Raw genomic sequence first — 25,245 nt, 5'->3', positions numbered from 1 at the left:
AATTTACTTCGAACAAAATAGGTCAAACACAAATCATACAACAATGGGTTACATGCCAATAATAGTCGCTCTTTCAGGTTTCATTCTACTATTCTCTATTTATATCTATAATCAAATTAAGCCCCGAAAAGCAAATATCACCAAAATGATTGACAAGATGGAAGAGGTGAGTCGTGAAAGAAAACATTTAATCTTGGGCCATCACAGCAGTAACGAAGTTTCACCACTATCGGAAATTGCCGTGCAGCTCAAAAAAACTTCAACTGATAGATTTCAGAGCTTTAGCAAAGAAGAGCTATTGATTGCAGAAATTAATCGGGCAGCACCTCAAATTTCTGACAAACCATTGTCAACCCAAATTCAACGTTTAAATGAAGAGCAAAAGCAGTTGCTTCGTAATTTAAAAACGGCCTCTGGGGAATATAACCGATTTATCGCCTCGCCTTCCAACAAAATGGTGGCTTCACTTTTCGGCTTCAAGACTTTTTGATTGAATTTCTGACAAAACATACTTCAATACCCCTTCGTGGTCGTTTGACTCAAACCATTTGACTTGGTCATTTTTCTTGAACCATGTCATTTGGCGCTTGGCATACCTTCTTGAATTCCTCTTAAGCAGACGTATGGCCTCTTCTCTATCGTAAGTCCCCTCCAGATAGCCAAAAATCTCTCTATAGCCTACTGTTTGAAGCGCATTAAGGTGTCGCTGCTCATAAAACTTCTCAGCCTCTTCAAAAAGACCATTTCCAATCATCTGATCCATTCTTAAGTCAATGCGCTCATAGAGTTTCTCTCGATCCATCTCAAGACCAACCATGATCACATGAAATGGTCGATCGACTTTTTTTCCTGTTCTGAAACTACTAAAGGGCTTTCCTGTAGACCGAATAACTTCCAAAGCACGAATTACGCGCTGTGGGTTTTTCAAGTCCGCTTGGCTACAATATTCAGGGTCTGATTCCAATAGTTCATCGACTAGCACCTGAAGCCCCCCTGTATTGAGTTCTTGAGTAAGTTGATTTCTCAACTCAGTAGACACTGGGGGTAGATCGTCTAGGCCATAACAAACGGCATCCACAAATAGCCCTGAACCGCCTACCATGATCGCAACTTTCATTTCAGAAAAGATACGCGCTAAAACCCTCAAAGCATCATTTTCAAACTTTCTGACATCATAATGGTCATGAATAGACAGTGAATTTATCAAGTGATGTTTTACAGCAGAAAGTTCTTGACTGTTTGGTTTAGCAGTTCCTATTTCCAGCTCCTTATAAAACTGCCTAGAGTCAGCGGAAACAACCTCAGTTCCAATACTTTGGGCCAATTCAATTGAATGAACGGTTTTTCCAATTGCAGTAGGCCCTACCACACAAATTAAAAAGTCAAACTTAATCACACCTCCTATTTGAATCGTCATAATTAATGAATAAACTTGCCCGACTTCAACCTAGACACCCCATTTTGAGCAGAAAAATACTTATCGTAGACGATAATGACATAAATCGTCAATACTTACGTTCCGTTTTATCGGACGAAGATACAGAATTGTTGTCAGCCTCAAATGGTCAAATGGCCTTAAAATTCCTTGAAAATCATATCCCAGATGTTATTCTTATGGATATTCAAATGCCCGAAATGGACGGCTTTGAATGTCTAAGCCTCATAAAGAAAAGACACCCGGATTACCCTTCACTAATTTTTGCTGTTACTGGCTTTTCAGATGATTTTGGTAATACTTCATTCAAACAACTCGGTTTTGATGAGTTATTCATGAAGCCCATAAAGGCAAACCTTTTCAAAGATCAAATCGGAGAACTCCTACAGAAATGGAGAAAAGAAAAAGCAAGCTCAAATCATTTGTTAAGATATTCCGATGCTGAATTAGTTGAAATAAAGACCATCAAAGAACTCAGAAAATACGCTTCACAAAAAGAATTATTAGAGATATACAAGGACTTTGAATCAGAAACCTCTTTAGCGCTAAAGCAGCTAAAATCTCATATTAAGTCAAATGATATTGACGAAATTTTAAGTATCTTGCATACTATCAAAGGAAATTCGGCATCATTAGGGCTTACCCCTATTGCCAAGTTTTCCGAGCAGGTAGAATTCGAAATAAAAAATTCTCAAACAATAGAATTGGAAAATTATTTACAAGAATTACTTGCTTTATTTGCTAAATTCGTAAGTAATTACGGAAGAATCTTAAACTTGAATTAAATGACTGAAGTGGATTATAAAAACGTACTCGTTGCGGAGGATAGCTCCGTAATTCAAAACCTTTTGAAAAAGATCCTGCTTTTTGAAAATTGCAAAATCACCTCCGCTAAAGATGGCCAAAGCGTATTAGACAAGTACGAAAAAGATGATTACGACCTTATTATTATGGATTTTAATCTTCCAGTAATGAGTGGATTAGAAGCCACTAAAAAGATCAGGTCCATTAAAAACAAAAAAGGAAAAGTACCTATTATTGGAATATCAGGAAATGCTAAAAATCTTCCTGAGAGTACTTTTTTTGAGGCTGGGGTCAATGAATACATGCAAAAGCCCCTGGATTATGATAAGCTTATTGAGTTGGTGAAAAAATATACTGCTTCTGCTGAATGACCGTTAGATACACGAAACAATTTTTGAGCAAACTCGAAGATCTTTTCGCTGAATCTGATTACATATTACGGTATGAAAAAGGCAGTTTCAAGTCAGGATACTGCCTTCTTAACGACACCAGAATTGCAATCATTAATAAGTACTATACCACTGAAGGCAAAATCACGTGCCTGATTGATATTTTAAAATCAATTCAAATAGACAAATCGAAGCTTAACGAAAAGAATAGGAAGCTCTTAATGGAATTATCACAAACCGAAATCGACCTGTGAAAGTTGCTTTTTTAGGCACCGGAACCTCACAAGGAGTTCCAGTAATTGGATGTTCTTGTGAGGTTTGTCGTTCTTTGGACTTCAGGGATAAGAGATTGAGAACATCAATTCATTTAGAAGTTGATGGATTAAGCATCATTTTCGACTCTGGCCCTGATTTTAGGCAGCAAATTTTAAGAGAAAACATTACCCAACTAGATGCGCTAGTCTTTACGCATGAACATAAAGACCACACTGCTGGAATGGATGATATTCGATCATTCAACTTTCTACAAAAGAAAGACATACCTGTTTATGCACGTAAGAATGTAATTGAACAACTCAAAAGAGAGTTTGCCTACATCTTTAGTGAATCCAAATATCCAGGCATCCCCTCAGTTGACATTCAGGAAATCGATAGCTCTCCGTTTTTTATAGAAAAGACCAAGATAACACCAATAGAGGTGATCCACTTTAAATTACCCGTTTTTGGCTTCCGCATTAAAGACTTCACCTACATTACAGATGCAAAGACCATTTCCGACACGGAAAAAGAAAAAATAAAGGGTTCTAAAACTTTAGTGATTAACGCCCTTCAAATTGACGCACACCCAAGTCATATGACCCTAGATGAGGCCATTCAATTGGCCAAGGAAATCAATGCAGAGAAAACTTACTTCACTCACCTAAGTCACAAAATGGGCACTCATAAGAAAGTAAGTATACTTCTGCCAGAAAATATCGAAATAGCTTATGATGGGCTAAAAATCGAAATCTAGTGCACCTTAATTTTTATGTATTAAAGCGGCTTTCAAAATCCTTGGACTCAATACTTCAAGGTTCGGAACTGTTAGAGTCTTTCAGTCAGGAGAAAGATGAGCTGATTCTAGCTTTTCTATTAAAAGACAATAACAGTTTCTTTATCAGGGCTACGCTGCAAAGTGATTTTACTGCGTTATCATTCCCAGAAAACTTTGCTCGAAGTAAACGAAACAGTGCGGACATCTTCCCTTTCCTAATTCATAGTCGAGTACGATCGGTCCATCAATATGAAAACGAAAGAGCATTTCATATTGCTTTTAAAAATGGAGCAGTGCTTCTCTTTAAGATGCACGGCAACCGGTCCAACATTGCCCTCCTTCCAAAAGGTCAAAATACTCAACTCTTCAAAAAGAAGCTAGTAGCAGACAAAACTATAGCTCCCTCCTCTTTAGAAAGACCTATCACCCGCTCTGAAGCCCTGTACTTAACTGACCCAGACCCTTATAAGTTCTACCCCACTTTTGGGAAAGTAATCAAAGGATACCTGCTAGCTAACCGTTTCAATGAGCTAGTTACTAAAGAGCAATGGGCGGTGTTAGTAGGGTTAACGGAAAAACTAGAGAGCAACCCTTTTTTCATCACGAAATTAAATGGTATTCCTACGCTCAGCTTAATTGAATACGGAGATATAAGGGAGACGCTATCGGAAGACCCTATCCATGCGTTAAATCGTTTTTACCATATTTTCCATACTGAATATTCCTTCGAGAAGGAAAAGAGTAATGCGCTACAACTGTTTAATAAAAAAATAAGCCAAGCCAAGAATTACATTACTAAAACAGAAAGTCAATTAGCAAAACTTGAAACAGCAACCGCTCCCAATCACATTGCAGATATAATTATGGCCAACCTACATACCATCCCTACGGGAGTGACAACGGTTAGTCTGTTCAACTTCTACACCGAAGAAAATATTGACATCAAATTGAATAAGTCACTTTCTCCCCAGAAAAATGCGGAGAACTATTATCGAAAGTCAAAGAACAGAAAGATAGAGGTTGAAAAACTTACTGAAAACATTTTAAACAAAGAGGAGCAACTAGACACGCTTCAAGGTCAAAAAGACTTAATTGAGCAAGTTGGAAAACTCAAAGAATTAAGGGCACTTATTAAGAATAGCGGTTTTGAATCAAGCCAGAGTAGTCAAGAAGTTCATCTCCCCTATAAAACATTTACAGTCCAGGGATACCAGGTTTGGGTGGGGAAAAATGCCAAATCGAATGATGAACTTACATTGAAACATGCTTACAAAGAAGATCTCTGGCTGCATGCAAAGGATGTACCAGGATCCCATGTCTTGATCAAGCACCAGTCGGGAAAAATCATTCCAATTTCTGTAATCGAAAGGGCTGCAGGTTTTGCCGCCTACTATTCAAAAAGAAAAACCGATACTTTGGTACCGGTTATTTATACGCCTGCAAAATATGTTCGCAAGAAGAAAGGGGCTGCACCTGGTCAGGTATTTGTAGCTCAAGAAAAGGTACTGATGGTCCCTTCACAAGGGCCTCAAACAGAACCTTAGTCCGCTACATTGAGTTTTAACATATTCGTCCTACCTCTTTCCCTAATTGGCATACTTGCCGTAGTGATAAACACATCTCCTTTTTGTAAATGACCATTCGCCTTCAGAATGTTTTCATGGTCTTTAAAGGTTTGATCTGTAGACTCTTCACTATCATAGAAATACGCCCTCACCCCCCAAACCAAAGCCAGTTTGGTTAGCAAGCTTCTTTCGGGTGTGAAGATAAAAATATTCCCTTTTGGTCTATGTGAAGCCAGCTTAAATGCTGTATAGCCCGACACTGTATTGCCCAATACTGCGGTAGCGTTAATTCTTTCAGCCAAACGACAAGCGGACAACATAATATTGTCATTCATGTAAGTGTCGCTAGACTCTAAAGGCTCATAAAAATTACTATAAATTCGTTGAGCTGAAGATTCAACTGAGGCAATTGTCTTTGCCATACTCTTAATAGTCTCAACGGGATATTTACCTGCAGCTGTTTCAGCAGAAAGCATCAGGGCATCTGCTCCGTCCAACACAGCGTTCGCTACATCATTGGTTTCTGCCCTAGTTGGCCTAGGGTTATAAATCATGCTCTCCATCATCTGGGTAGCAATAATTACTGGCTTAGCGGCCAAGTTACACTTCTCAACAATCATCTTTTGAGCGATCGGCACTTCCTCCATCACGATTTCGACTCCCAAATCTCCACGTGCCACCATCAGCGCATCAGATTCAGCAATAATTTCATCTATGTTTTGAAGCGCCTCAGGCTTTTCAATTTTAGCAATAATTCTGCAGTCTTTTCCTTCCGCCTTAATTCTTGCTCTTAAATCACGAATATCATCTGCATGACGCACAAATGATAAAGCAATCCAATCCACGTTATTCGCTAAACCGAAAGCGAGGTCTTCAATGTCTTTTGGCGTAAGCGAGGGAGCAGAAACCTTAGTAAAAGGGAGATTGATCCCCTTTTTCGATTTAAGTAATCCTCCGTATTTAACCACACAGGTTACATCAGCCCCTTTAATTGACTTGACTGTAAGCTCTAGGTTCCCATCATCAATCAAAATCATGTCACCAACACTCACATCTGTCGACAGACCTTCGTATACAGTAGATACCTTTTTACTATTACCCACCATTTGTTCGGTGGTAATCACTATCTCCTGGCCTGGTGTAATTAATACTTCGCCACCTTCAATCTCACCAACTCTTATTTTTGGCCCTTGCAAATCCTGAAGTATAGAGCAATAGGTACCAAGTTCATTATTAAGTTCTCTTATTCTCTCTATAATTAGAGACTTATTTGCATGATCCCCATGCGAAAAATTTAAGCGGAAAACGTTCACCCCAGCATAAATCAGTTCCTTAAGCATCTCTTTAGAATCACTTGCAGGACCAACCGTAGCCACAATTTTAGCTTTATTGATATTCTTATTATAACCCATATTAAAATATTAAATTATCCTTAGACTTTAAGGCTGCAGCATCCATCAACACTGCGAATTGAACGAAAGGTATTTCTTTGATTTTTGAAATGAAAGCGTTTAGGTCAAAACCCACAGATTCGTTCTCTAACATAATAAAATAGTCGAAATTCTTTAACTCAGGAATAATAAACGCATTGAATTGCTCCTCTCCATCGACCGCTCTGTTACGAATTAATCTGAAAGTCTGGTATTCAGTCTCATATAAATAGTTAGAAATCAGCAAGGCCTTATTGCCCGTAAAATCTAGCTCAATATTCTCCCTTTTCACTAAGTTCCACGCTAGGCTTTTGTTCAGCATCCAAGCCAGCTTGTATTCCTTGACGCTAGCATTAATTGCTACCAGTTCAAAATCAATCTCATAAGAAATTTCGAGCTTATTTTTTGCCATAAATGCGAAAAAAACGGGTTTCTGTATACTCAAGTAACCAACGACAAGATTAAAAAATATGTTTGACATTATTGTTAATTTGCATTTCTTTGCAACACGTTTTAACTAAAATTTTCCAAAATGTCGGACATTGCATCAAAAGTAAAGGATATCATCATTGATAAACTAGGAGTAGAAGAATCAGAGGTGACTCCCGAAGCAAGCTTCACTAATGATCTTGGAGCAGATTCACTTGACACTGTTGAGTTAATCATGGAGTTCGAGAAAGAATTCAACATTTCAATTCCAGATGATCAAGCAGAGAACATTGGCACCGTAGGTGATGCCATCTCTTACCTGGAAGCTAACGTTAGCAATTAATAATTTTTACTTACTACTCTTATATGCAATTAAAGCGAGTTGTAGTAACAGGCCTTGGCGCACTAACACCTTTAGGAAACAATCTCGATACTTATTGGGCTAATCTTATTAAAGGTGTAAGTGGTGCTGGGCCTATCACCCGTTTCAATCCAGAAAAATTCAAAACTCAGTTTGCCTGTGAAGTGAAGGATTACGATCCTTTGAATTATTTCGACAGGAAGGAGGTACGTAAGATGGACCTCTTTACACAGTTCGCTATGATTGCGGCTACTGAAGCTTTTGAACATTCAGGCTTGGACTTAGCGTCTATTGACCTATCCAAGGCTGGAGTAATTTGGGGATCAGGAATTGGAGGACTTAAAACCTTTCAGGATGAAGTAATGTCATTCGCGCAAGGTGATGGTACCCCAAGGTTCAATCCTTTCTTTATTCCAAAGATGATTGCTGACATATCTTCGGGTATGATTTCAATCAAATATGGTTTCCGCGGGCCCAACTTTGTAACTGTTTCAGCCTGTGCTTCTGCCACAAACGCCATGATTGATGCTATGACCTATATTAAATTAGGTAAAGCTAAAATTATGATCACTGGTGGTTCAGAAGCCTCTGTGACCGAAGCGGGGATGGGTGGATTTAATTCCATGAAGGCACTCTCTGAAAGAAATGATAGTCCACAAACGGCATCGAGACCTTTTGACAAAGACAGAGATGGCTTTGTTTTGGGAGAAGGCGCTGGGGCTTTGATTCTTGAAGAATATGAGCATGCGAAAGCGCGTGGAGCTAAAATCTATGCAGAAATAGTTGGTGGCGGAATGTCGGCTGATGCCTATCATATCACCGCCCCACATCCAGATGGCCTAGGAGCTACAAGCGTTATGATTAATGCGCTTGAAGACGCTGAAATGCAGCCTGAGGAGATTGATTATATCAATGTACACGGCACCTCTACTCCTTTGGGGGATATGAGCGAAGTGATTGCTATTGAAAAAGTATTTGGTGAGCACGCATATAACCTGAACATTAGCTCTACAAAGTCGATGACAGGTCACCTTTTAGGAGCTGCTGGAGCTATTGAGGCTATTGCAGCAATAAAATCAATTGAACATCAAATCGTTCCTCCAACCATCAATCATTTTACTGATGATGACCAGTTTAATCCTAAGCTGAATTTTACATTCAATAAAGCTCAGGAAAGAACGATCAACGCCTGCTTAAGTAATACTTTTGGCTTTGGTGGTCACAATACATCAGTCGTATTTAGAAAACTGGATTGAAAGTGAGGTTGTGGTTAACCCAATTTAAATCCCTTTCAAAAGAAGATAAAAAGCTTATTGCCTCAATTAAAACAATTGTGGGCAGTAAGCCTTTTAATTTAAAGCCCTACAAAATTGCAACCCAACATACCTCTGTCGCTAAATCGGTAAAAGAGGGGGTTAAAGAATCAAACGAAAGGCTAGAATTCCTTGGAGATGCGGTTTTAGGACTGGTGGTGGCAAATTATATCTTCAAAAAATACCCTTATAAAGACGAAGGCTTCCTTACAGAAATCAGGTCTAGAATTGTAAGCAGGGACTCTTTGAATCTGCTTGCTCGAAAAATTGGCGTAGACCATATTGTTCAATTCGATTCTAGGAGAAAAACACCTAATTCCCACAAATCCATTTATGGCAATACATTAGAGGCCCTGATTGGCGCGGTATATATTGACCAAGGATTTAAGCGTTCCCAAAAATTCATCATCAACAAACTATTAATTCCTCATTTCGATATTGAGGAGATTATTAGTACCACGAAAAATTACAAAAGCAAACTAATTGAATGGGCGCAGAAGAACGGGAAAACCACTAGCTTTGACCTACTGGAAACCAAAGAAAAAACCCACTTTAAGGAATTCGTAATTCAAGTTTTAATTGATGACGAACCAATAGCCAAGGGACATGGTTTAAGCAAAAAGAAAGCAGAGCAAGATGCAGCCCGAGAGGCCTGTATTTCACTTGAAATTGAATAAATGGGAATTTATCGTATTGGTACTGCCACAGTAAACCAGACCCCTCTCGATTGGACTAATAACATTTTTCAACTCAAAAAGGCTTTAAACGAGGCTCAAAATGAGGGCATAGAAATTTTATGTTTACCTGAATTATCGGTGACAGCCTATGGCTGTGAAGATTTGTTCTTAAGCCAATGGTTACCGGAAAAAGCAAAGTCCTTCCTACCTGAACTCATAGCAGAAACCAAAGGTCTATTCACCAGTTTCAACCTTCCCTTATTTTTTGAAAACAGGTTGTATAACTGTGCTGTAGTGGTTCATGACCAAAAAATACTAGGCGTTTATGCAAAGCAATATATGGCGCTTGATGGCGTACATTATGAGCCTCGCTGGTTCAATCCTTGGCCTATCGGGAAAGTGAGTGAGATTGAAATTGATGGAGCAAACTACCCCATCGGAGACCTCACCTTTGATTTTAAAGATTGGAAAATTGGTTTCGAAATATGTGAAGACGCTTGGAGAGGTACTATTCGCCCTGCGCACAGACTTTGTGAAAAGGAAGTAAACCTCATATTGAACCCAAGCGCTAGTCACTTTGCAATGGAGAAAACATTGCAGCGAATTGACTTGGTTAAAAACTCATCGAAAGACTTTAAGTGCACCTACGTTTACTCAAACCTTTTGGGTAACGAGGCCGGCAGAATGATCTATGATGGCGAAATGATGATTGCTCAAAATGGAGAACTGATTTTGAGGAACGAATTGCTTTCATTCCAACCACATCAAGTCATTTGGGCAGATGTGAATTCAGACGGGAATACCCAACCCCAAAACATCAGCCCTATAGATGCAAAAGAAATTGAGTTCCCAAAGGCAGCAGGTTTGGCCTTATATGACTACCTCAGAAAAAGCCGAAGCAATGGTTATGCCCTCTCATTAAGTGGTGGCGCAGATTCTGCTACTTGTGCCGTATTGGTAGCTGAAATGGTGAAAAGAGCGATTGGAACTTTAGGCCAATCGACATTCCTGAAAAGTATTAACAGACTAGATTTAGAAGGAAAGAGCCAAAAAGAAATTGTCGGAGAGATTTTCGCGACTGCCTATCAAGGTTCAACAAACTCATCAGACGACACATTAAATGCAGCGCAGGAGCTCGCAAATTCAATTGGAGCCACTTTCTATCATTGGACAATTGACAGGGCGGTTGAGAATTACACTTCGACCATAGAGACGGCCCTCAATAGAGAATTGGATTGGGAAACCGATGACATTACCCTTCAGAATATTCAGGCCCGCTCTAGAAGCCCAATTATATGGATGCTGGCCAATATTAAGAATAGAGTACTGCTGACCACTTCAAACCGAAGCGAGGGCAGTGTGGGTTACGCAACGATGGATGGAGACACCAGCGGTAGTCTAGCCCCTATTTCAAGTGTAGACAAAGTCTTCATTAGAAAATGGCTTGCTTATGCAGAAGAACACTTGGGCTATACTGGCCTGGCCAAGATTAACAGCTTAGCTCCTACAGCTGAGTTGAGACCAAAAGATCAGCACCAAACGGATGAGGATGATTTAATGCCTTATCCTATTTTGCTGGCCATTGAACAGTTGGCTATTCGAGACCATCAATCGCCAAAAGAGGTTTTCGCAAACCTGAAAAACAAAGGGCTAGAAGATGAAAATCTCTTAAAAGATCATATCATTAAATTCTACAAACTTTGGAGTAGAAACCAATGGAAAAGAGAGCGCCTTGCCCCTGCATTTCATTTAGATGAATTCAACGTTGATCCCCGCACTTGGTGTCGATTCCCAATTTTATCAGCGGGTTTTGTAGAAGAACTGAAAGAGTTATAAGGGAAATGGAGTTTAAAGTTGACTTTGTACAGCAACACGAATTCCCTGCTATTGTTGATGTTTGGGAAGCCTCTGTAAGAGCTACACATCACTTTCTGAAAGAAGAAGACATTGCCTATTTCAAACCATTGATTCTAAACGAGTATTTGAAAGCCGTTGATTTACGCTGCGTTCGCGATAGCGATAAAAACATAGTTGGTTTTCTTGGAGTAGCTGAGCAAAACATTGAAATGCTCTTTATTCACCCAAATATTCGTGGCAAAGGAATTGGCAAAACACTCACCGAATACGCAATTAAGGCGCTCCATTGTATCAAAGTAGATGTGAATGAAGACAATGAACTAGCCGTTAGATTCTACCAAAACATGGGTTTCAAAATCATTGGCCGTTCCGAGCTCGATGGCACCGGTAAGCCATACCCTCTTTTACACATGAAGTTATTATAGCCATTATTCATTGTGGTGGATCTAAGTGAATTCATTTAGCTTTAATGATGTTAACTCGGAATGGCAATGAAACTTAACGAACTCAGCAAAATTTCCTCATCATTTCCCAATACGGAGAAAATGCCTGTGCTTTTCTTGGGGCATGGAAATCCAATGAATGCCATTGAGGAAAATGAGTTTGTGGAAGGCTTTAGAAAAGTAGCCACTGAAATTCCTAAGCCTAATACCATTCTCTGTATTTCAGCCCACTGGGAAACCCGAGGCACTTTTGTAACGGCCATGGACTCTCCAAAAACCATTCATGATTTTGGAGGATTTCCTAAACAACTTTTCGAAGTGCAATATCCAGCCCCCGGAAGTCCAGCACTGGCGGAAGAAACAAAACGAATCGTTACAGCTGGAAGCGTAGAACTCGATCATGATTGGGGGTTAGACCATGGTGCTTGGAGTGTGATAAAACATCTTTACCCAAACGCTGATGTGCCCGTGATTCAAATGAGTTTGGATTATAATCAGCCTCCTCAATACCACTATGATCTCGCAAAGCAGTTATCTCAACTAAGGCAGAAAGGTGTGCTGATCATTGGAAGTGGGAACATGATTCATAATTTACGCTTAGTGGCATGGAACCAAATCAATACCGTTGGCTATGCGCACGATTGGGCATTAGAGGCCAAAGAGAAGATGAATCATTTTATATTGAATGGACACCACGATTCACTGATTAACTATAAAGTGAATGGACGGGCCTTTGAACTTTCTATTCCTACGCCTGAACATTACCTGCCTTTACTATACACGCTGGCACTGAAAGATAAAGGTGAACCTGTTTCGCTATTCAACGACAAGTCGATCGCAGGTTCTCTGACAATGACTTCGGTAAAAATAGGCAGTTAAGATTTTAGGTGATCATCATTTACCAATACCCACTTCTTCCTCTTTTATCGCCTCCTCATTGTTCTTTTTGTCCTTCTTTTTCTCTTTAGGAGGTTTCGCTGCTTTATCCTTTTTCTTGAACATACCAAAAACATCTTTCTTTTTGGCCGAAACGGTATCGGCAGCGATAGAATCTTTAAGCGCCTTTTTATAAGCTCCTGAGTCAATCGGATCTGGAGGTGGCAGTGGTTGAGGAAACAAATGGCCGAACTTCTTATTGTAGTTCTCCTGGTCTACATTATAACCTTTATACCCTTTAGGAGTAGTTAAAATGGTCTCTGTTCTTGCCTTTTTGGGTGCTATTGAATCCAGCGCTGTAGAATCGTTTATAAACTCTATTTCCGTATTTAATGAATCCAGTATGCCAATATTCACCAGTTCGGGTACAATTATATCCAGCTTATAGAATGGCCTTTTCCTTAAGATTTTATCTATGAGATACGGGTTTTCTAAAACGGGTCTTTCAGGACTAGACCAAATTCTAGCAATAAAAGAGGGTCGTTTTCGATTCTTGTACTCGAAGCCTTCCTTCTCAATAGAGTAGGTTCTACCCTTTTGAACTCGAAACCCTTTGCCTTCAGATGCAGCGTAAAAAGATTCATCCAATTCGTCACTTCGACCTTTAACAAAGCCATAAGGCATTTTTGGAATGGTATCGCCTTCAAAAACTGTAAATGGAGAAAAAAGCTGCTGCCGATAATCGTTATCTAGGATTAGAGAAGTTTGGTATGCAGGACATATTAACCTCTCTGTACATGAAAAGAGGACGCTGCAAAAGCAGAACAATATGATAGGTTTACAATTCATTAGTCCCAAAAGGGCTTCCCAGATTTACTAATGTGCTGTTAAGCCCCAAACCTAACAATTTAATTTAATCTTCAATAAAGAATCTGTTCGGTCATTTTAAGCCAATCACAATGACCAAAACTTAGTTTTATCATTTAAGTTTACATAGTGATGAGGCAATTCGATTATATAATAGCAGGAGGTGGATCAGCAGGATTGACCCTAGCTTATTTGTTGTTGACATACGGAAATAGTGAAAAAACCACACTTATTATCGATAAAGACGATAAATCGGTAAATGACCGCACTTGGTGCTTCTGGGAAAAAGAAGTCAATCTGTTCGAAAATTTAGTTCACAAACAGTGGGCTAAAGCTGCTTTCTCAAGTCCTAGTTTCAAGAAAACATTCGACCTCCAACCTTATTCTTACAAAATGATAAAAGGTAAGGAATTCTATGATTTCATGAAATTGGAGTTAAATAAATTCAAGAACCTTACTTGGCTAACGGAAAACATTACTGAAATCAGTCCTGATGGTAGCGTGAATACCACTAAGGGGAATTATAAAGGAAGCTTCGTTTTCAACAGTACCACTGAACTCAAAGATTTCAAGATTCCGTCCAAACACGTGCAGTTTCTTCAGCATTTCAAAGGGCGATTTATACAAACAGAACAGCCTTGTTTCGATCCAGACACCATGACCTACATGGATTTTCGCATCGATCAAAAAGGAGACTGCCGATTTGGTTATGTGCTCCCACTTTCTCCAAATGAGGCTTTGGTGGAATACACAATCTTTAGCGAACAACTCCTTCAACCCGAAGAGTATGACAAAGGATTGGATGATTATCTCAACAATTTTCTGAAAATAGAGGACTACAAGGTTATAGAGGACGAATTCGGAGTGATTCCGATGACTGACTTTCCTTTTCCTTCGAAGGATGGGAAAATTATAAACATTGGCATTAGCGGTGGTTTTGTCAAACCCTCCACTGGATATACCTTTTTGCGATCGCAACACATCTTAAAAAAGATGGCAAGTAATCTCACCCAGCAAAAAGATCCATTGGCTGATTTGCCTCATCAGAAAAAGAGGTTCCTCAAGTATGATAGCACATTATTAAATGTGTTGAAGAATGGCGAGCATTCTGGCGCTCAAATATTCTCTGACTTATTTGAGAAAAACGGAGCGCAAGCGGTCTTTAAATTTTTGGATGAGGAAACCAATATGGCCGAAGAAATGAAGATTATGTCCTCCACCCCTATTTTAGCTTTTGGCAAAGCATTTTTCAAAACTTTTGGAAAATAAGCAATTTACCAAGGATGGTAAATCACCCCTGAAGATGAACTCTTCGAAGCACCCGTCACTGAACTAAGGCAATTGATTTCGCCCTCACTTCTCAATACGCCCATAAAAGCAAATACAATCGCTTCTTTAAAATCGATTACTGAGGTTTCGGGAATTACAACCTTAATTGAGCTTCCCAAATAGTGCTGAATCATCTCCACTAGAAATAGATTCTTAGCTCCTCCACCAGTGACCAGCATCTTGGCTCCTGCCTGTGCATTAGACTTTAGGCTTTCACTAATCTGAAAAGCGATATGATGTACTGCTGTGTGTAATTGATCTTCAACACTTGCCTCCGAGCCATCAATCAAGGGCATCATTTCATCTCTGAACCATTCATAGCCCAAAGACTTGGGTAAAGGTTTTTTATAAAAAGCCAATGCGTTTAGCGCATTCAAAAATGGCTGATCTATTTTACCTGAACGTGCCATTACACCCCCATCATCGAAAGTCTTCCCCGTTGATTTTAAGATATAACTTAACAGCATGTTCGCTGGTGAAATATCGAAAGCTGTCCTCATTCCGTCTATTCGGAACGAAGCGTTAGAAATGCCACCCAAATTCAAGCAGAAATCATAATCAGAAAAAAGAAGGCCATCGCCTATGGGCACCAAAGGAGCTCCTTGACCTCCAAGCGCAACATCCAATGTACGGAAGTCGCAAATCACTTTTTGATCAGCAGCATTTGCCAATGCTTGCCCTGCCCCTATCTGGTATGTGAGCCTTTTATCTATTTGATGAAAAACAGTGTGCCCATGGCTGGAGATGAAATCAACTTCGAGCTGATTCCTATCAATAAAAATCTTAGCCTGCTCTCCCATCCATTGCCCAAATTCATTATTGAGCAATAGTAAATCTAGAGCAGAAAGTTCAATAGCGCGCTTAAGTTTTTCTTGAAATTCAGGATTGTATTCTATACAAGTGGCTTTGTTCAATGAGAAGCCCCATTGGCCATTCTCTTTCCAAAAAGAGCAATAAGCCATGTCAAGTCCATCCAAAGAGGTCCCCGACATTAAACCTAAAACATGGTAGGTTTCTTTCATCTGAGTATTTGAATATTAACCAAACAGTGCGCCCGCGATTGTCGCGGTCATCATGGTGGCCAGTGTAGCAGCCATTAGTGCCTTAATTCCTAGTCTCGATAAGTCTCCTTGACGATTCGGAGCTAAACCTCCAATACCTCCAATTTGAATTGCAATGGAAGAGAAGTTTGCAAAACCACACAGCGCATAGGTCGCAATAACAATAGATTTTTCACTGAGAGCACCAGCGGCTTTCATATCGGCCAGGCTCAAATAAGCCACAAACTCATTGATTACCGTTTTCTGACCAATTAAACTTCCAACTTGTAAGGTTTCAGACCATTCCACGCCCATAATAAAGGCGAACACCCTAAACACCTGCCCCAATATATATTCAAGGCTAAAGCCACTGAATACACCGTTGGTGCTAGAGATTACATAAGAGTTCAAGCCTGTCCAAGCACCAATTCCGTCAACTAGAATCCAGTTGATTGAATAAATTACAGCAATAAAAGCCAATAGCATGGCAGCTATGTTCATCGCCAATTTCATTCCATCCGATGCGCCACCAGCCAATGCATCAATAACATTAACACCAATCTGATCCTTGTTCACGTTCAGTCGTGAATCAATTTTTTCGGGCTCTAACTCTGGTAAGAATATTTTAGACATTACGATGGCCGCGGGGGCATTCATAATGGAAGCACTCAAAAGATAAGTAGCAAACTTGGCTTGTTGGACGGGATCTCCACCTCCTAAAAAGGACACATAAGCCCCTAGCACTGAACCAGCAATAGTGGCCATCCCACCTGTCATAAGGCATAGTAATTCGGAATTGGTCATTTTACCAATAAAGGGCTTCACCAATAGTGGTGCTTCGGTTTGGCCTAAAAATATGTTTCCTGCAGCAGACATTGATTCGGCCCCTGACAAACGCATTGTTTTCGCCATGATCCATGCAAAACCATAAACTATTTTCTGAAGGATTCCCAAGTAATAAAGACCTGCCGTAACCGCAGAAAAGAAGATTACAGTAGGTAAAGCTTGAAAAATAAATAGAAAACCAAGGCTGTGGTTTACGCCTTCCACTGCACTACTATTTTTAGCCAAGTCACCATAGAGGAATTCAGCACCATTAAGTGAGAAACCCAAGAAGGTTACAAAAGCCTGACTCACTTTATCGAAAGCCAACTGAATAAAGCCTACTTCTGAAATCAGTAGCGCAATCACCAACTGTATGATTACACCCACCCCTACTAATCTCCAATCAACCTTTTTCCTTTTACTCGACAGCAAATAGGCAATCCCTATAAGTACTATCAATCCAATTATTCCTCTTACAATGGCCATGGTTAACTGATCACATGTGAATTTTCAATATTAAAAAGTGACTTATAAAACCACTCCATTGCGATCTCTAAAGAAATCCTCTAAAGATCAACCCGTTAAAGTTAACAGAACTTATTAAACACAATAAAGCCCTTCCGATTTAATTCAGAAAGGCTTTAAATATTTTTTCTAGCTTCTTTTGTTCATTTCATCCCTGATCTTGGCCGCCTTTTCGTAATCTTCATTACCCAAGGCCTCATCCAGCATTTGCTGAAGCTTGTCAAGAGAATAATCTTGCAATCGATCTCCTTTTGGTTTTTCCGTTACAGACATTTCCTCCATGTCCTCCGCAACCTCTTCCTCATCGGTTAAAATGATTCCAGCTTCGGAAAGCACGGTTTCGTAAGTATAGAAAGGAACATCGAATCGAATTCCAATGGCAATGGCATCAGAGGGTCTTGCATCAATATCGATGGTTTTATCGCCATCGGTACAAACGATCTTTGCAAAAAAGACGCCTTCCTTTAAGTCGGAAATGATGATATGTTTCACAGTAAACCCAAAGCCATTCGCAAATGATTTAAATAGGTCATGCGTCATTGGGCGGTTAGGAACAATCTTTTCAATTTCCAAGGCAATCGCTTGGGCTTCGAACATCCCGATAATAATGGGCAATCTTCTTTCGCCTTCCACTTCACCAAGCACAAGTGCAAAAGAGCCAGAAGTTTGCGACTGACTGGAGGAAAGACCCAGGATTTCGATTTTTATTTTTTTCAAAATGGCAGAAAACTAGGCTAAAGCTTTTTTAAGGGCTTCGTTCAACTTAGGTAAAACTTCAAAAGCATCACCAACAATACCGTAATCAGCAGCTTTGAAAAATGGTGCTTCTTCGTCTTTGTTGATTACAACAATGAATTTCGAAGAGTTAACCCCAGCCAAATGCTGAATAGCGCCAGAAATACCTACCGCGATATACAATGAAGGGCTCACTTTTACACCTGTTTGACCAACGTGCTCATGGTGAGGTCTCCAATCCATATCCGAAACTGGTTTTGAACAGCCTGTAGCTGCGCCAAGCGTTTTCGCCAAGTCTTCAATAATACCCCAGTTTTCAGGACCTTTTAATCCTCGACCACCAGATACTACAATATCTGCTTCAGGTAACAACACATCACCCTCTGCTTTTTCGGAAGAAGTGATTTTTGCACCGAATAATGCATCATCTAGCGCCACATCAAAAGCCTCAACTGAAGCTGCAGCTCCGTCTGTTTTTAGCTCAATAGCATTTTTCTTGATGGCCAATATTTTCTTGTCGGTAGTTAAAGTAGTATTTACAAAAGCCTTACCTGTGTAAATGCTTTGCTTCACTACAAAACCGCTATCTGTTTTTGGTAATTCCGATACATTCGAAGCTAAAGCAGCTCCCAGTTTCACTGAAATTCTACCTACTACAGCATCTGCTAAAGATGATTTAGCCGTAACCAATACTTCGGCACCCGTGCTTTCAAATGCTTTCGAAATCACTTCTGCATAAGGCATAATCAAACCAGCATTAAGCTTTTCATCAGCGGCATGCAATACCTTAGTGGCACCGTTAGCTCCTGCTGAAGCCAATTCTTCATTCGATACCGAACCTAAAGTAATGGCTGTTACTTCCCCAATCGCAGCTCCATATGAAATGGCCTCTCTTGAGGATTTCTTAATCTTTCCGTCTTCTGTTTCTATAAATACTAAAACTGACATGTTCTGTGCTTTTGGAGATTTAAATTACTTTCGCTTCGTTCTTGAGTAGGTTCACCAACTCTTCCACATTGTCTGCATCAATCATTTTTACCGCTCCTTTTGGCGCTGGTAATTCGTATTGAGCAATCTCAGTAAGTTTTGTATTGTCAGTAGGCTCTACTACATTCAATGGCTTAGTTCTGGCTGACATAATACCTCTCATGTTAGGGATTTTCCATTCAGCGATAGGCTCTTGACAACCTGCAACGAACGGTAAATTCACTTCTAACTTTTCTTTTCCTCCTTCGATTTCACGAGTAATTTTGGCAGAATTTCCTTCTACTTCCAACACCATTACTGGCGAGAATGAAGGCAATCCAAGTAATTCGCCAACCATACCGTGTACCATGCCACCGTTAAAGTCGATCGACTCACGGCCCATCAAAATCAAATCATATTCACCTTGTTTTGCTACATCAGCAATTTGCTTGGCAACAAAATAAGAATCAGAAGGGAATGCATTTACTCTAATGGCTTCATCGGCTCCAATGGCCAATGCTTTTCTCAAAGTTGGTTCAGTTTCAGCTTTTCCAACATTTAAAACGGTTACTTTACCTCCATTGGCTTCCTTCAACTCTACCGCTCTGGCCAGTGCGTAATCATCGTATGGGCCGATGATAAATTGCACACCATTCTTATCGAATTTGGTATTGTTTTCTGTGAAAGCGATGCGCGAAGTAGTATCAGGTACGTGGGTGATACAAACGAGTATATTCATGCTTGCTTTATGATTTTTTGTATAATGAATTTCTATAATAAACCCCTCATTTGGCCTTGTGTTCAACTTTAGGTTAAAAAGACCTTTATTTGAGGAAAACGATATAAAAAGAAGGCTTAAACCTTAAATTTGCCCCGAAGATAGTCAATAATGAAGTAAATAAAAATCAATGTAAACGATGAACGAACAGAGATTGAGCATGTTAAAAAAGTTTGCAGCGGAAGAACCCAACGACCCTTTTAACTGGTACGCCTTGGCCAACGAATATTTAACGGGATCCCCCGAAAAAGCCAAAGAATATTTTGACAAGCTGCTTTCAGAATTCCCTGACTACCTCCCCACTTATTACCATGCAGCACAAGTGTACATCGACTTAATGGAAGATGAAAAGGCATTAAGCATTTACGTTCAAGGGATTGAGTTGGCTCAAAAACAACAAAACTCAAAAGCGCTTCGTGAGCTGAGTGCTGCACACCAAAATTTATTATTCGAAATGGAGTAAAAAAACTTTGAATAATTTGATTAGGCTATTACATTTAGAACGAAAATTTAAAGCCTTTCAAATGTTTCGAGCTACACTCAGTTTACTCTCTCTTCTCCTTTGTTTCAGTGCATTTTCTCAAGAAGTTGATACTGTCTATTATAACCAAAAAGATAAGGTCGTTGATAAAAATGATGCATCAATATTTCGATATAATGTAACATCTACTATTGAAAAAAACAGTTCTATCCATAGGTATCTGAAAGACGGTACACTACTAGAGCGACTAAACCTTGTTAAGAAGAAAAAAGAGGGTGATTATTACTCTCTAGATCTTACCGATTCGATTCAGACCACAGGAATGTATAAAAAGAATGTTAAGGTAGATAAATGGACCTCTGAAGACCTTAGAAATGGTCATACTTTTATCGACATCTATGACATGGAAGGCATTTTGATTAGCAAGGAAAGTATTTTATCGCCTGACATCAGAATTTATGAAATGGATGACCTTGACACCCATCCAAGTTATAAAACAGGAGAAGATGGATGGAACAAACACCTAATGCAAAATTTAAAGTATCCAGTAGAAGCCCGCAGAAGTGGAGCACAAGGAGAAATAAAGCTTAGATTAACTATTCTAAGTAGTGGCAAGGTGGCTAAAGTGGAAGTTCAAAACAGTGGATTCAATATGTATTTAGCCAGAGAAGCCCTGCGAGTGGCTCAAATTCCCGAGGATTGGAACCCTGGAATAAAAGAGGACAAGGCTGTCAACTCCTATATGGATTTAAAGATTGTCTTTAAGCTTGGTTAACATTACTAAGTAATACAGAAATCGTGCAATTCGCTTTGAGGCAAAATGCACATATTATTCTCCATTTACCTCAAAATAGGTGCTTTTCGATTTTGAAGCGTACCTTTGCCTTTGATAAACCCAGATGGACATGTCCGAAAGAAGAGAAAGGAAAGCACCCAGTAAAAAATCGAGTAAAGACAGTGCTCCGGCAGCCAAGCCAAAGATTCACCCTAGAAATAAGCACAAAGGCAGGTATGACTTACCTCAGCTTGTTAAAGGAACCCCTGAATTAGGCGCCTTTGTTCAGCCCAATAAGTATGGGGATGAGTCTATTGATTTCGCCAACCCAGCAGCGGTAAAAACACTGAATACGGCTTTATTAAAGCATCATTATAAATTAGAATTCTGGGATATTCCCGAAGACTATTTATGTCCGCCAATCCCAGGAAGGGCAGATTACATTCACCACATGGCCGATGTACTTTGCGCGAGCAACTATGGAAAAATACCGACTGGCGAGAAAGTGACTTGCATTGACGTGGGTGTTGGCGCCAATTGCGTTTACCCGATCATTGGCACGCAAGAATATGACTGGTCTTTTATCGGTACTGACATTGATTCGGTTTCGATCAAATCGGCACAAGCCATTATAGATCAGAACCCCAACTTGGTGGGGAAAATAGAATTAAGAAGACAGCCCGAACCAAAGGATATTTTCTACGGCATTTTGAGAAAAGAAGACCGCGTTGACCTTACGATATGCAACCCTCCCTTCCACCGTTCTCCAGATGAAGCCCAAGAAAGTGCTTCGCGAAAGGTGAATAACCTTGCCAAGAAAAAAGTAGCCGACCCAGTTTTAAACTTTGGCGGAAGAAGCAAAGAACTTTGGTGCGATGGCGGAGAACGCAAGTTTATTCAAACCATGATTCGCGAAAGCAAAAACTTTGCAGATTCATGTTTTTGGTTCTCTAGCTTGGTTTCAAAGTCTTCGAACCTTGCTGTAATTCTAGAATCTTTGGAAAAAGCAGAAGCAGTTGAAGTAAAAACCATTCCTATGGGGCAAGGCAACAAAAGCAGCCGCATTGTAGCATGGACTTTCCTCAACCCTGCTCAGCAAAAAGAGTGGAAAAACACGAGATGGAAGGAAAAGGAAGGGTCTACTAAAGCATCAGAGTAGATGTAAATGGTTAAAACCATTATGTATGAGATGCCAAAAACAAAGCCCACGGTTAAAACCGTGGGCTTTGTTTTTGGGCTGCACGCTCAGTACCGTTTTAACGGTTTATAATTTAAGAATTCAACAGCAGTCCTACAATTATGAAGGAGCGGGTTTTGTGTTGAGGTTTGGGGGTAAGATGCTTTTTTTTCTATCTTGAATATAAAACACTAAGAATTGCTGAAGTTAGAAGCCATATTAACCAAGGGTGAACAATTTGTTGGTTTAGCAATTCCATATGATCAATCACTTATTGATAAAGCTAAAAAGCTGAACGGTCGTTGGGATCCAAAACTAAGACTTTGGCTATTTAAACATTCCTCGGCTACTGAAGCTAAAATCAAACTAGAATTCGACATTGAAGATGAACTCGGTTCTAACCACACAATTCAAAATAAAAGTATTAAAGTCCCCAAAGAGTACCTAGAGCAGCTTGAGCGCAAGAGGTATAGCCCCAATACAATCAGCACATATATTTCTCTTTTTGAACAATTTTTAAGTCACTTCCCCCAAGTTAGCCCAGAAACATTGAGGGATGAGCATGTTGCCAAATTTCAAACCTATTTAGTAAAAACAAAAAAGGTAGCAACCAGCACACAAAACCAATATATCAATGCAATCAAGTTCTATTTCGAGAAAGTATTGGGGCGAGAAAAGGGTTATTATCAAATCGATAGGCCAATCCAAGAATTCAAATTACCAAAAGTACTTACAGAGAAAGAAGTAATTGCTTTGCTAAAAACAGTAACTAACCTTAAACATAAAGCCATGCTTTTAATGGTCTATAGTTCAGGCCTGAGAGCTGGAGAATTGATTAATCTAAAAATCAATGATATTGATAGCGAAAAAATGCGTGTATATGTGAGAGGTGGAAAAGGCAAAAAAGACAGGGTGAGTATTTTATCTCAGAAAGCGCTAGATGTGCTTCGTGAATACTTCAAGAAATATAGGCCAAAGGAATATTTGTTTGAAGGACAAAATGGTGGTATTTATACTACATCAAGCTTGAGAAGAGTATTTTCAAATGCTATTAAAAATGCAAAAATCACTAAGAAGGTAACTTTACACTCCTTGCGACATAGCTTTGCTACTCATCTTTTAGAGAGTGGAGTAGACATCCGCTACATTCAAATATTGCTTGGACACAATTCAAGCCAAACCACCGAAATTTATACACATATAACTCATAAAGGGTGGGAAAAAATACAGTCACCTTTAGATAAGATAGAACTGAATATGTAAATTGGGAATGCACGTTAGCATTGCATATGTTAATCGCTAACGTGAACTTTTTATAAACTATTGGAAATATATCGTGCATAAAAGTGCACGTTATATAACGTTGTAAGCAAGCAAAAAAACCATGAGTTTTCCACCAAAAGTTAAACAAGAAGCATTGAGACTTTCTGCCAGACATTGCTGCTCTTGTCATAGATATAAAGGAGTCAAAATGGAAGTACACCATTTAGTTCAAGAGGCTGATGGTGGTGCAAACAGCTTAGAAAATGCAATCCCACTCTGTTTCGATTGTCATGCTGATGCAGGACATTATAATTCAAGACACCCAAAAGGCACAAAATTTTCAATCCCAGAGCTAACTAATGCAAGGGACGATTGGTACAAATTAGTTAGTAAGAAGTCAATTCCAGAAAAATTAGTCATTTCTGAACACTTACAAAGCAGTTATTATATTTTGCACACTCTTGGCATCTTGGAAAAGACATTAAGTAAGGACTTTTCTTCTATAAATAAATTTAGAGCGAAAACGTATTTGGCTTCAAATGAAATATCGAGTTATTGGAAAGACATTTTAAAAACTCATAAAAAAGATTTTAAATGGAATGTAGAGCAGAACTTAATGGTTGAAATGAGAGAGTTTTCATCTCTTGAAGAGTATAAAAGTGCTTATAATAATTACTCAATAGTTAATAAAGGAGCTGAAGACTATCCCTATTACGAAGCAACGAGAGAAGTTACTTGGGAAGAATTATTGCAAGCGAAATTTCCTAACTCATTTGTTACATTACTTAGTAACTCAGGATTTGAAGCAAGAGATATCTGCACAGCTCTTTTACGTCCAAATGAAGATGGTTGCGGAGATGGAAATTCAAGTAGTGCTTATATTGAATATTTGGAAATTGCCCCTTTGAGCTTTGTCTTTTTAGGTATTACAAACGTTTCAAGGAAACCAATCAAGTTGCAATTATTAAAAACCGATAAGCAAAATCACAAACTTCCTAACTTTAATGTTCTTCCAATGGAAATGTTGCTTATACCGCTTTCAACCGTAACTAATGCATTTGATATTGACAGAGAAAGTATCTGCTTAGAACATACAAATGGAGAAAGAGGAGAAGACTTTTCTAAAGTTTTAAACCCAATAAATATTAACACCGATAATATTAAAAATATAGGAGGTAAAATAAACCCATTAAGTATAATTTATAATGACAATGAAGGCGAATATGAAGTTGAAATTCATAAGCTTGATTTTAATAATTTATACTCTATTAATAGTTATTGGCAATGTGGATCTTGTCCACATTTGTTCTACAAAACAAATGATGGTTTACAGAGGTATTCCAGAGAGTTACTTGTAGCATCTTCTAATAAATCAGGAAAGGACTATTTTACAATACCTCCCAAAGTAACTCATGTTATTATACGTGAACTTGAAGACGAAATCACATACTTAGACAAAGTGCTGATTAATGAAATTGTAGTTTTTGAAAACAAAGTCTTAAATAAAGGCGATTTTTTAGAATTTAAGGTTAATACTAACGATAAGGTAGAAATCATCGGAAAATATGTACCATTTCAAAATAGCATTTCAAATACAAATGACTTTTGGTTTAGAAACCAATTAATTATTAATTCGAATAAAGCTTATAATAAAAAAGGCCAGCTTACAACATAGTATAAAATTAATTAGGCGTCAGTAGGTTACGATATTTTAGCTTTCTTTTGAAACTCCGCAAAATCTGTTTGCAGATTTCGTAATGTCTGAAAAAATACAAAACTGCAAAGCAGTTTTTGCTTATTAGTAAACTGCAACCATTATCTTTACCTATCGCCTAACTAACTTTATACAGGCGTTGTAACACATTAAAACGA

Annotated in this window: 26 protein-coding genes; 17 read left to right on the top strand and 9 right to left on the bottom strand. The window is 39.0% G+C overall.

The window, feature by feature from the left end; genetic code table 11:
• The first annotated feature begins 43 nt into the window (after positions 1-43).
• Positions 44-490, top strand: coding sequence for a hypothetical protein (locus AWN68_RS03610; protein WP_068411572.1), 447 nt, complete (start codon positions 44-46; stop codon positions 488-490).
• Here AWN68_RS03610 and miaA read toward each other — a convergent pair.
• Positions 464-1,417: a tRNA (adenosine(37)-N6)-dimethylallyltransferase MiaA gene (gene miaA / locus AWN68_RS03605; protein WP_068411569.1), complete on the bottom strand. Its 954-nt coding sequence runs from the start codon at positions 1,415-1,417 to the stop codon at positions 464-466. The two genes, AWN68_RS03610 and miaA, sit on opposite strands and share 27 nt — an antisense overlap.
• Positions 1,418-1,422: 5 nt before the next feature.
• Here miaA and AWN68_RS03600 point away from each other — a divergent pair, with 5 nt between their 5' ends.
• The 4 genes from AWN68_RS03600 (at position 1,423) to AWN68_RS03580 (ending at position 5,205) form a co-directional block, all read left to right on the top strand.
• Positions 1,423-2,220, top strand: a complete 798-nt coding sequence (locus AWN68_RS03600) for an Hpt domain-containing response regulator (RefSeq protein WP_068411568.1) — start codon at positions 1,423-1,425, stop codon at positions 2,218-2,220.
• Positions 2,221-2,610 (top strand): response regulator, encoded by a 390-nt coding sequence (locus AWN68_RS03595; RefSeq protein WP_068411565.1) that lies wholly within the window; start codon positions 2,221-2,223, stop codon positions 2,608-2,610.
• A gap of 268 nt (positions 2,611-2,878) precedes the next feature.
• Positions 2,879-3,640 carry an MBL fold metallo-hydrolase gene (locus AWN68_RS03585; RefSeq protein ID WP_068411559.1) on the top strand — a complete coding sequence of 254 codons (762 nt, stop codon included), beginning with the start codon at positions 2,879-2,881 and terminating at the stop codon, positions 3,638-3,640.
• A 41-nt stretch (positions 3,641-3,681) separates the two neighbouring features.
• Positions 3,682-5,205 (top strand): NFACT RNA binding domain-containing protein, encoded by a 1,524-nt coding sequence (locus AWN68_RS03580; RefSeq protein ID WP_068411557.1) that lies wholly within the window; start codon positions 3,682-3,684, stop codon positions 5,203-5,205.
• Here the strand turns inward: AWN68_RS03580 and pyk are convergent.
• Complete coding sequence (gene pyk / locus AWN68_RS03575) at positions 5,202-6,638, bottom strand: pyruvate kinase (protein WP_068411554.1); 1,437 nt, start codon at positions 6,636-6,638, stop codon at positions 5,202-5,204. The genes AWN68_RS03580 and pyk overlap by 4 nt on opposite strands.
• 1 nt (position 6,639) lies before the next feature.
• The gene (locus tag AWN68_RS03570) at positions 6,640-7,137 is read right to left on the bottom strand and encodes an IPExxxVDY family protein (RefSeq protein WP_157716063.1); all 498 of its coding nucleotides are present in this window, start codon (positions 7,135-7,137) and stop codon (positions 6,640-6,642) included.
• A gap of 51 nt (positions 7,138-7,188) precedes the next feature.
• Between AWN68_RS03570 and AWN68_RS03565 the strand changes: the two genes are divergently transcribed.
• From AWN68_RS03565 to ygiD, 6 genes are all read left to right on the top strand, one after another.
• Positions 7,189-7,428 (top strand): acyl carrier protein, encoded by a 240-nt coding sequence (locus tag AWN68_RS03565; RefSeq protein ID WP_053223003.1) that lies wholly within the window; start codon positions 7,189-7,191, stop codon positions 7,426-7,428.
• 23 nt (positions 7,429-7,451) lie between these two features.
• Complete coding sequence (gene fabF / locus AWN68_RS03560; RefSeq protein ID WP_068411548.1) at positions 7,452-8,702, top strand: beta-ketoacyl-ACP synthase II; 1,251 nt, start codon at positions 7,452-7,454, stop codon at positions 8,700-8,702.
• A gap of 2 nt (positions 8,703-8,704) precedes the next feature.
• On the top strand, positions 8,705-9,436 hold the full coding sequence (gene rnc / locus AWN68_RS03555; protein ID WP_089082096.1) for a ribonuclease III: 732 nt from the start codon (positions 8,705-8,707) through the stop codon (positions 9,434-9,436).
• Complete coding sequence (gene nadE, locus AWN68_RS03550; protein ID WP_068411542.1) at positions 9,437-11,272, top strand: NAD(+) synthase; 1,836 nt, start codon at positions 9,437-9,439, stop codon at positions 11,270-11,272.
• Between the two features lie 5 nt (positions 11,273-11,277).
• Complete coding sequence (locus tag AWN68_RS03545) at positions 11,278-11,718, top strand: GNAT family N-acetyltransferase (RefSeq protein WP_068411539.1); 441 nt, start codon at positions 11,278-11,280, stop codon at positions 11,716-11,718.
• Positions 11,719-11,784: 66 nt separating this feature from the next.
• Positions 11,785-12,615, top strand: coding sequence for a 4,5-DOPA-extradiol-dioxygenase (ygiD, locus tag AWN68_RS03540; RefSeq protein WP_068412205.1), 831 nt, complete (start codon positions 11,785-11,787; stop codon positions 12,613-12,615).
• A 15-nt stretch (positions 12,616-12,630) separates the two neighbouring features.
• Here the strand turns inward: ygiD and AWN68_RS03535 are convergent, their stop codons facing one another.
• The gene (locus tag AWN68_RS03535) at positions 12,631-13,461 is read right to left on the bottom strand and encodes a hypothetical protein (RefSeq protein WP_157716062.1); all 831 of its coding nucleotides are present in this window, start codon (positions 13,459-13,461) and stop codon (positions 12,631-12,633) included.
• A 150-nt stretch (positions 13,462-13,611) separates the two neighbouring features.
• Between AWN68_RS03535 and AWN68_RS03530 the strand changes: the two genes are divergently transcribed.
• Positions 13,612-14,748, top strand: coding sequence for a lycopene cyclase family protein (locus AWN68_RS03530; protein ID WP_068411533.1), 1,137 nt, complete (start codon positions 13,612-13,614; stop codon positions 14,746-14,748).
• A gap of 5 nt (positions 14,749-14,753) precedes the next feature.
• On the opposite strand, the gene AWN68_RS03525 is transcribed toward AWN68_RS03530, so the two are convergent.
• From AWN68_RS03525 to AWN68_RS03505, 5 genes are all read right to left on the bottom strand, one after another.
• Entirely contained in the window at positions 14,754-15,830 is a 1,077-nt protein-coding gene (locus AWN68_RS03525; protein ID WP_068411530.1) for an anhydro-N-acetylmuramic acid kinase, read from the bottom strand.
• A 15-nt stretch (positions 15,831-15,845) separates the two neighbouring features.
• Positions 15,846-17,159 carry a NupC/NupG family nucleoside CNT transporter gene (locus AWN68_RS03520; RefSeq protein WP_068411527.1) on the bottom strand — a complete coding sequence of 438 codons (1,314 nt, stop codon included), beginning with the start codon at positions 17,157-17,159 and terminating at the stop codon, positions 15,846-15,848.
• A 168-nt stretch (positions 17,160-17,327) separates the two neighbouring features.
• On the bottom strand, positions 17,328-17,915 hold the full coding sequence (locus AWN68_RS03515) for a bifunctional nuclease family protein (protein ID WP_068411525.1): 588 nt from the start codon (positions 17,913-17,915) through the stop codon (positions 17,328-17,330).
• A 12-nt stretch (positions 17,916-17,927) separates the two neighbouring features.
• Entirely contained in the window at positions 17,928-18,881 is a 954-nt protein-coding gene (locus AWN68_RS03510) for an electron transfer flavoprotein subunit alpha/FixB family protein (protein ID WP_068411522.1), read from the bottom strand.
• 19 nt (positions 18,882-18,900) lie between these two features.
• The gene (locus tag AWN68_RS03505) at positions 18,901-19,638 is read right to left on the bottom strand and encodes an electron transfer flavoprotein subunit beta/FixA family protein (RefSeq protein WP_068412204.1); all 738 of its coding nucleotides are present in this window, start codon (positions 19,636-19,638) and stop codon (positions 18,901-18,903) included.
• 178 nt (positions 19,639-19,816) lie between these two features.
• Between AWN68_RS03505 and AWN68_RS03500 the strand changes: the two genes are divergently transcribed.
• The 5 genes from AWN68_RS03500 to AWN68_RS03480 all read left to right on the top strand — a co-directional run bounded on the left by AWN68_RS03500 (position 19,817) and on the right by AWN68_RS03480 (position 25,048).
• Positions 19,817-20,140, top strand: a complete 324-nt coding sequence (locus AWN68_RS03500) for a tetratricopeptide repeat protein (protein WP_068411519.1) — start codon at positions 19,817-19,819, stop codon at positions 20,138-20,140.
• A gap of 61 nt (positions 20,141-20,201) precedes the next feature.
• Positions 20,202-20,933 (top strand): energy transducer TonB, encoded by a 732-nt coding sequence (locus tag AWN68_RS03495; RefSeq protein WP_068411517.1) that lies wholly within the window; start codon positions 20,202-20,204, stop codon positions 20,931-20,933.
• Between the two features lie 130 nt (positions 20,934-21,063).
• Positions 21,064-22,092 carry a 23S rRNA (adenine(1618)-N(6))-methyltransferase RlmF gene (rlmF, locus tag AWN68_RS03490; protein WP_068412198.1) on the top strand — a complete coding sequence of 343 codons (1,029 nt, stop codon included), beginning with the start codon at positions 21,064-21,066 and terminating at the stop codon, positions 22,090-22,092.
• Positions 22,093-22,308: 216 nt separating this feature from the next.
• On the top strand, positions 22,309-23,373 hold the full coding sequence (xerA, locus tag AWN68_RS03485) for a site-specific tyrosine recombinase/integron integrase (protein ID WP_221405696.1): 1,065 nt from the start codon (positions 22,309-22,311) through the stop codon (positions 23,371-23,373).
• 121 nt (positions 23,374-23,494) lie between these two features.
• Positions 23,495-25,048: an HNH endonuclease gene (locus tag AWN68_RS03480; protein ID WP_084362753.1), complete on the top strand. Its 1,554-nt coding sequence runs from the start codon at positions 23,495-23,497 to the stop codon at positions 25,046-25,048.
• Positions 25,049-25,245: the final 197 nt, after the last annotated feature.

The organism is Roseivirga echinicomitans (assembly GCF_001592935.1).
Classification (GTDB): Bacteria; Bacteroidota; Bacteroidia; order Cytophagales; family Cyclobacteriaceae; genus Roseivirga; species Roseivirga echinicomitans.
The sequence above is the reverse complement of the archived record's forward strand: the minus strand, read 5'-3'. Positions and strand labels throughout refer to the sequence as shown.

Coding starts and splice junctions, on each gene's coding strand:
- AWN68_RS03595 (WP_068411565.1), top strand. CDS start 2,221: ATGACTGAAGTGGATTATAAAAACGTACTCGTTGCGGAGGATAGCTCC.
- ygiD (WP_068412205.1), top strand. CDS start 11,785: ATGAAACTTAACGAACTCAGCAAAATTTCCTCATCATTTCCCAATACG.
- miaA (WP_068411569.1), bottom strand. CDS start 1,417: ATGACGATTCAAATAGGAGGTGTGATTAAGTTTGACTTTTTAATTTGT.
- AWN68_RS03565 (WP_053223003.1), top strand. CDS start 7,189: ATGTCGGACATTGCATCAAAAGTAAAGGATATCATCATTGATAAACTA.
- AWN68_RS03510 (WP_068411522.1), bottom strand. CDS start 18,881: ATGTCAGTTTTAGTATTTATAGAAACAGAAGACGGAAAGATTAAGAAA.
- AWN68_RS03610 (WP_068411572.1), top strand. CDS start 44: ATGGGTTACATGCCAATAATAGTCGCTCTTTCAGGTTTCATTCTACTA.
- pyk (WP_068411554.1), bottom strand. CDS start 6,638: ATGGGTTATAATAAGAATATCAATAAAGCTAAAATTGTGGCTACGGTT.
- AWN68_RS03545 (WP_068411539.1), top strand. CDS start 11,278: ATGGAGTTTAAAGTTGACTTTGTACAGCAACACGAATTCCCTGCTATT.
- AWN68_RS03525 (WP_068411530.1), bottom strand. CDS start 15,830: ATGAAAGAAACCTACCATGTTTTAGGTTTAATGTCGGGGACCTCTTTG.
- AWN68_RS03495 (WP_068411517.1), top strand. CDS start 20,202: ATGTTTCGAGCTACACTCAGTTTACTCTCTCTTCTCCTTTGTTTCAGT.
- fabF (WP_068411548.1), top strand. CDS start 7,452: ATGCAATTAAAGCGAGTTGTAGTAACAGGCCTTGGCGCACTAACACCT.
- AWN68_RS03520 (WP_068411527.1), bottom strand. CDS start 17,159: ATGGCCATTGTAAGAGGAATAATTGGATTGATAGTACTTATAGGGATT.
- AWN68_RS03570 (WP_157716063.1), bottom strand. CDS start 7,137: ATGTCAAACATATTTTTTAATCTTGTCGTTGGTTACTTGAGTATACAG.
- AWN68_RS03505 (WP_068412204.1), bottom strand. CDS start 19,638: ATGAATATACTCGTTTGTATCACCCACGTACCTGATACTACTTCGCGC.
- AWN68_RS03500 (WP_068411519.1), top strand. CDS start 19,817: ATGAACGAACAGAGATTGAGCATGTTAAAAAAGTTTGCAGCGGAAGAA.
- nadE (WP_068411542.1), top strand. CDS start 9,437: ATGGGAATTTATCGTATTGGTACTGCCACAGTAAACCAGACCCCTCTC.
- AWN68_RS03600 (WP_068411568.1), top strand. CDS start 1,423: ATGAATAAACTTGCCCGACTTCAACCTAGACACCCCATTTTGAGCAGA.
- AWN68_RS03535 (WP_157716062.1), bottom strand. CDS start 13,461: ATGAATTGTAAACCTATCATATTGTTCTGCTTTTGCAGCGTCCTCTTT.
- AWN68_RS03480 (WP_084362753.1), top strand. CDS start 23,495: ATGAGTTTTCCACCAAAAGTTAAACAAGAAGCATTGAGACTTTCTGCC.
- rlmF (WP_068412198.1), top strand. CDS start 21,064: ATGTCCGAAAGAAGAGAAAGGAAAGCACCCAGTAAAAAATCGAGTAAA.
- AWN68_RS03530 (WP_068411533.1), top strand. CDS start 13,612: ATGAGGCAATTCGATTATATAATAGCAGGAGGTGGATCAGCAGGATTG.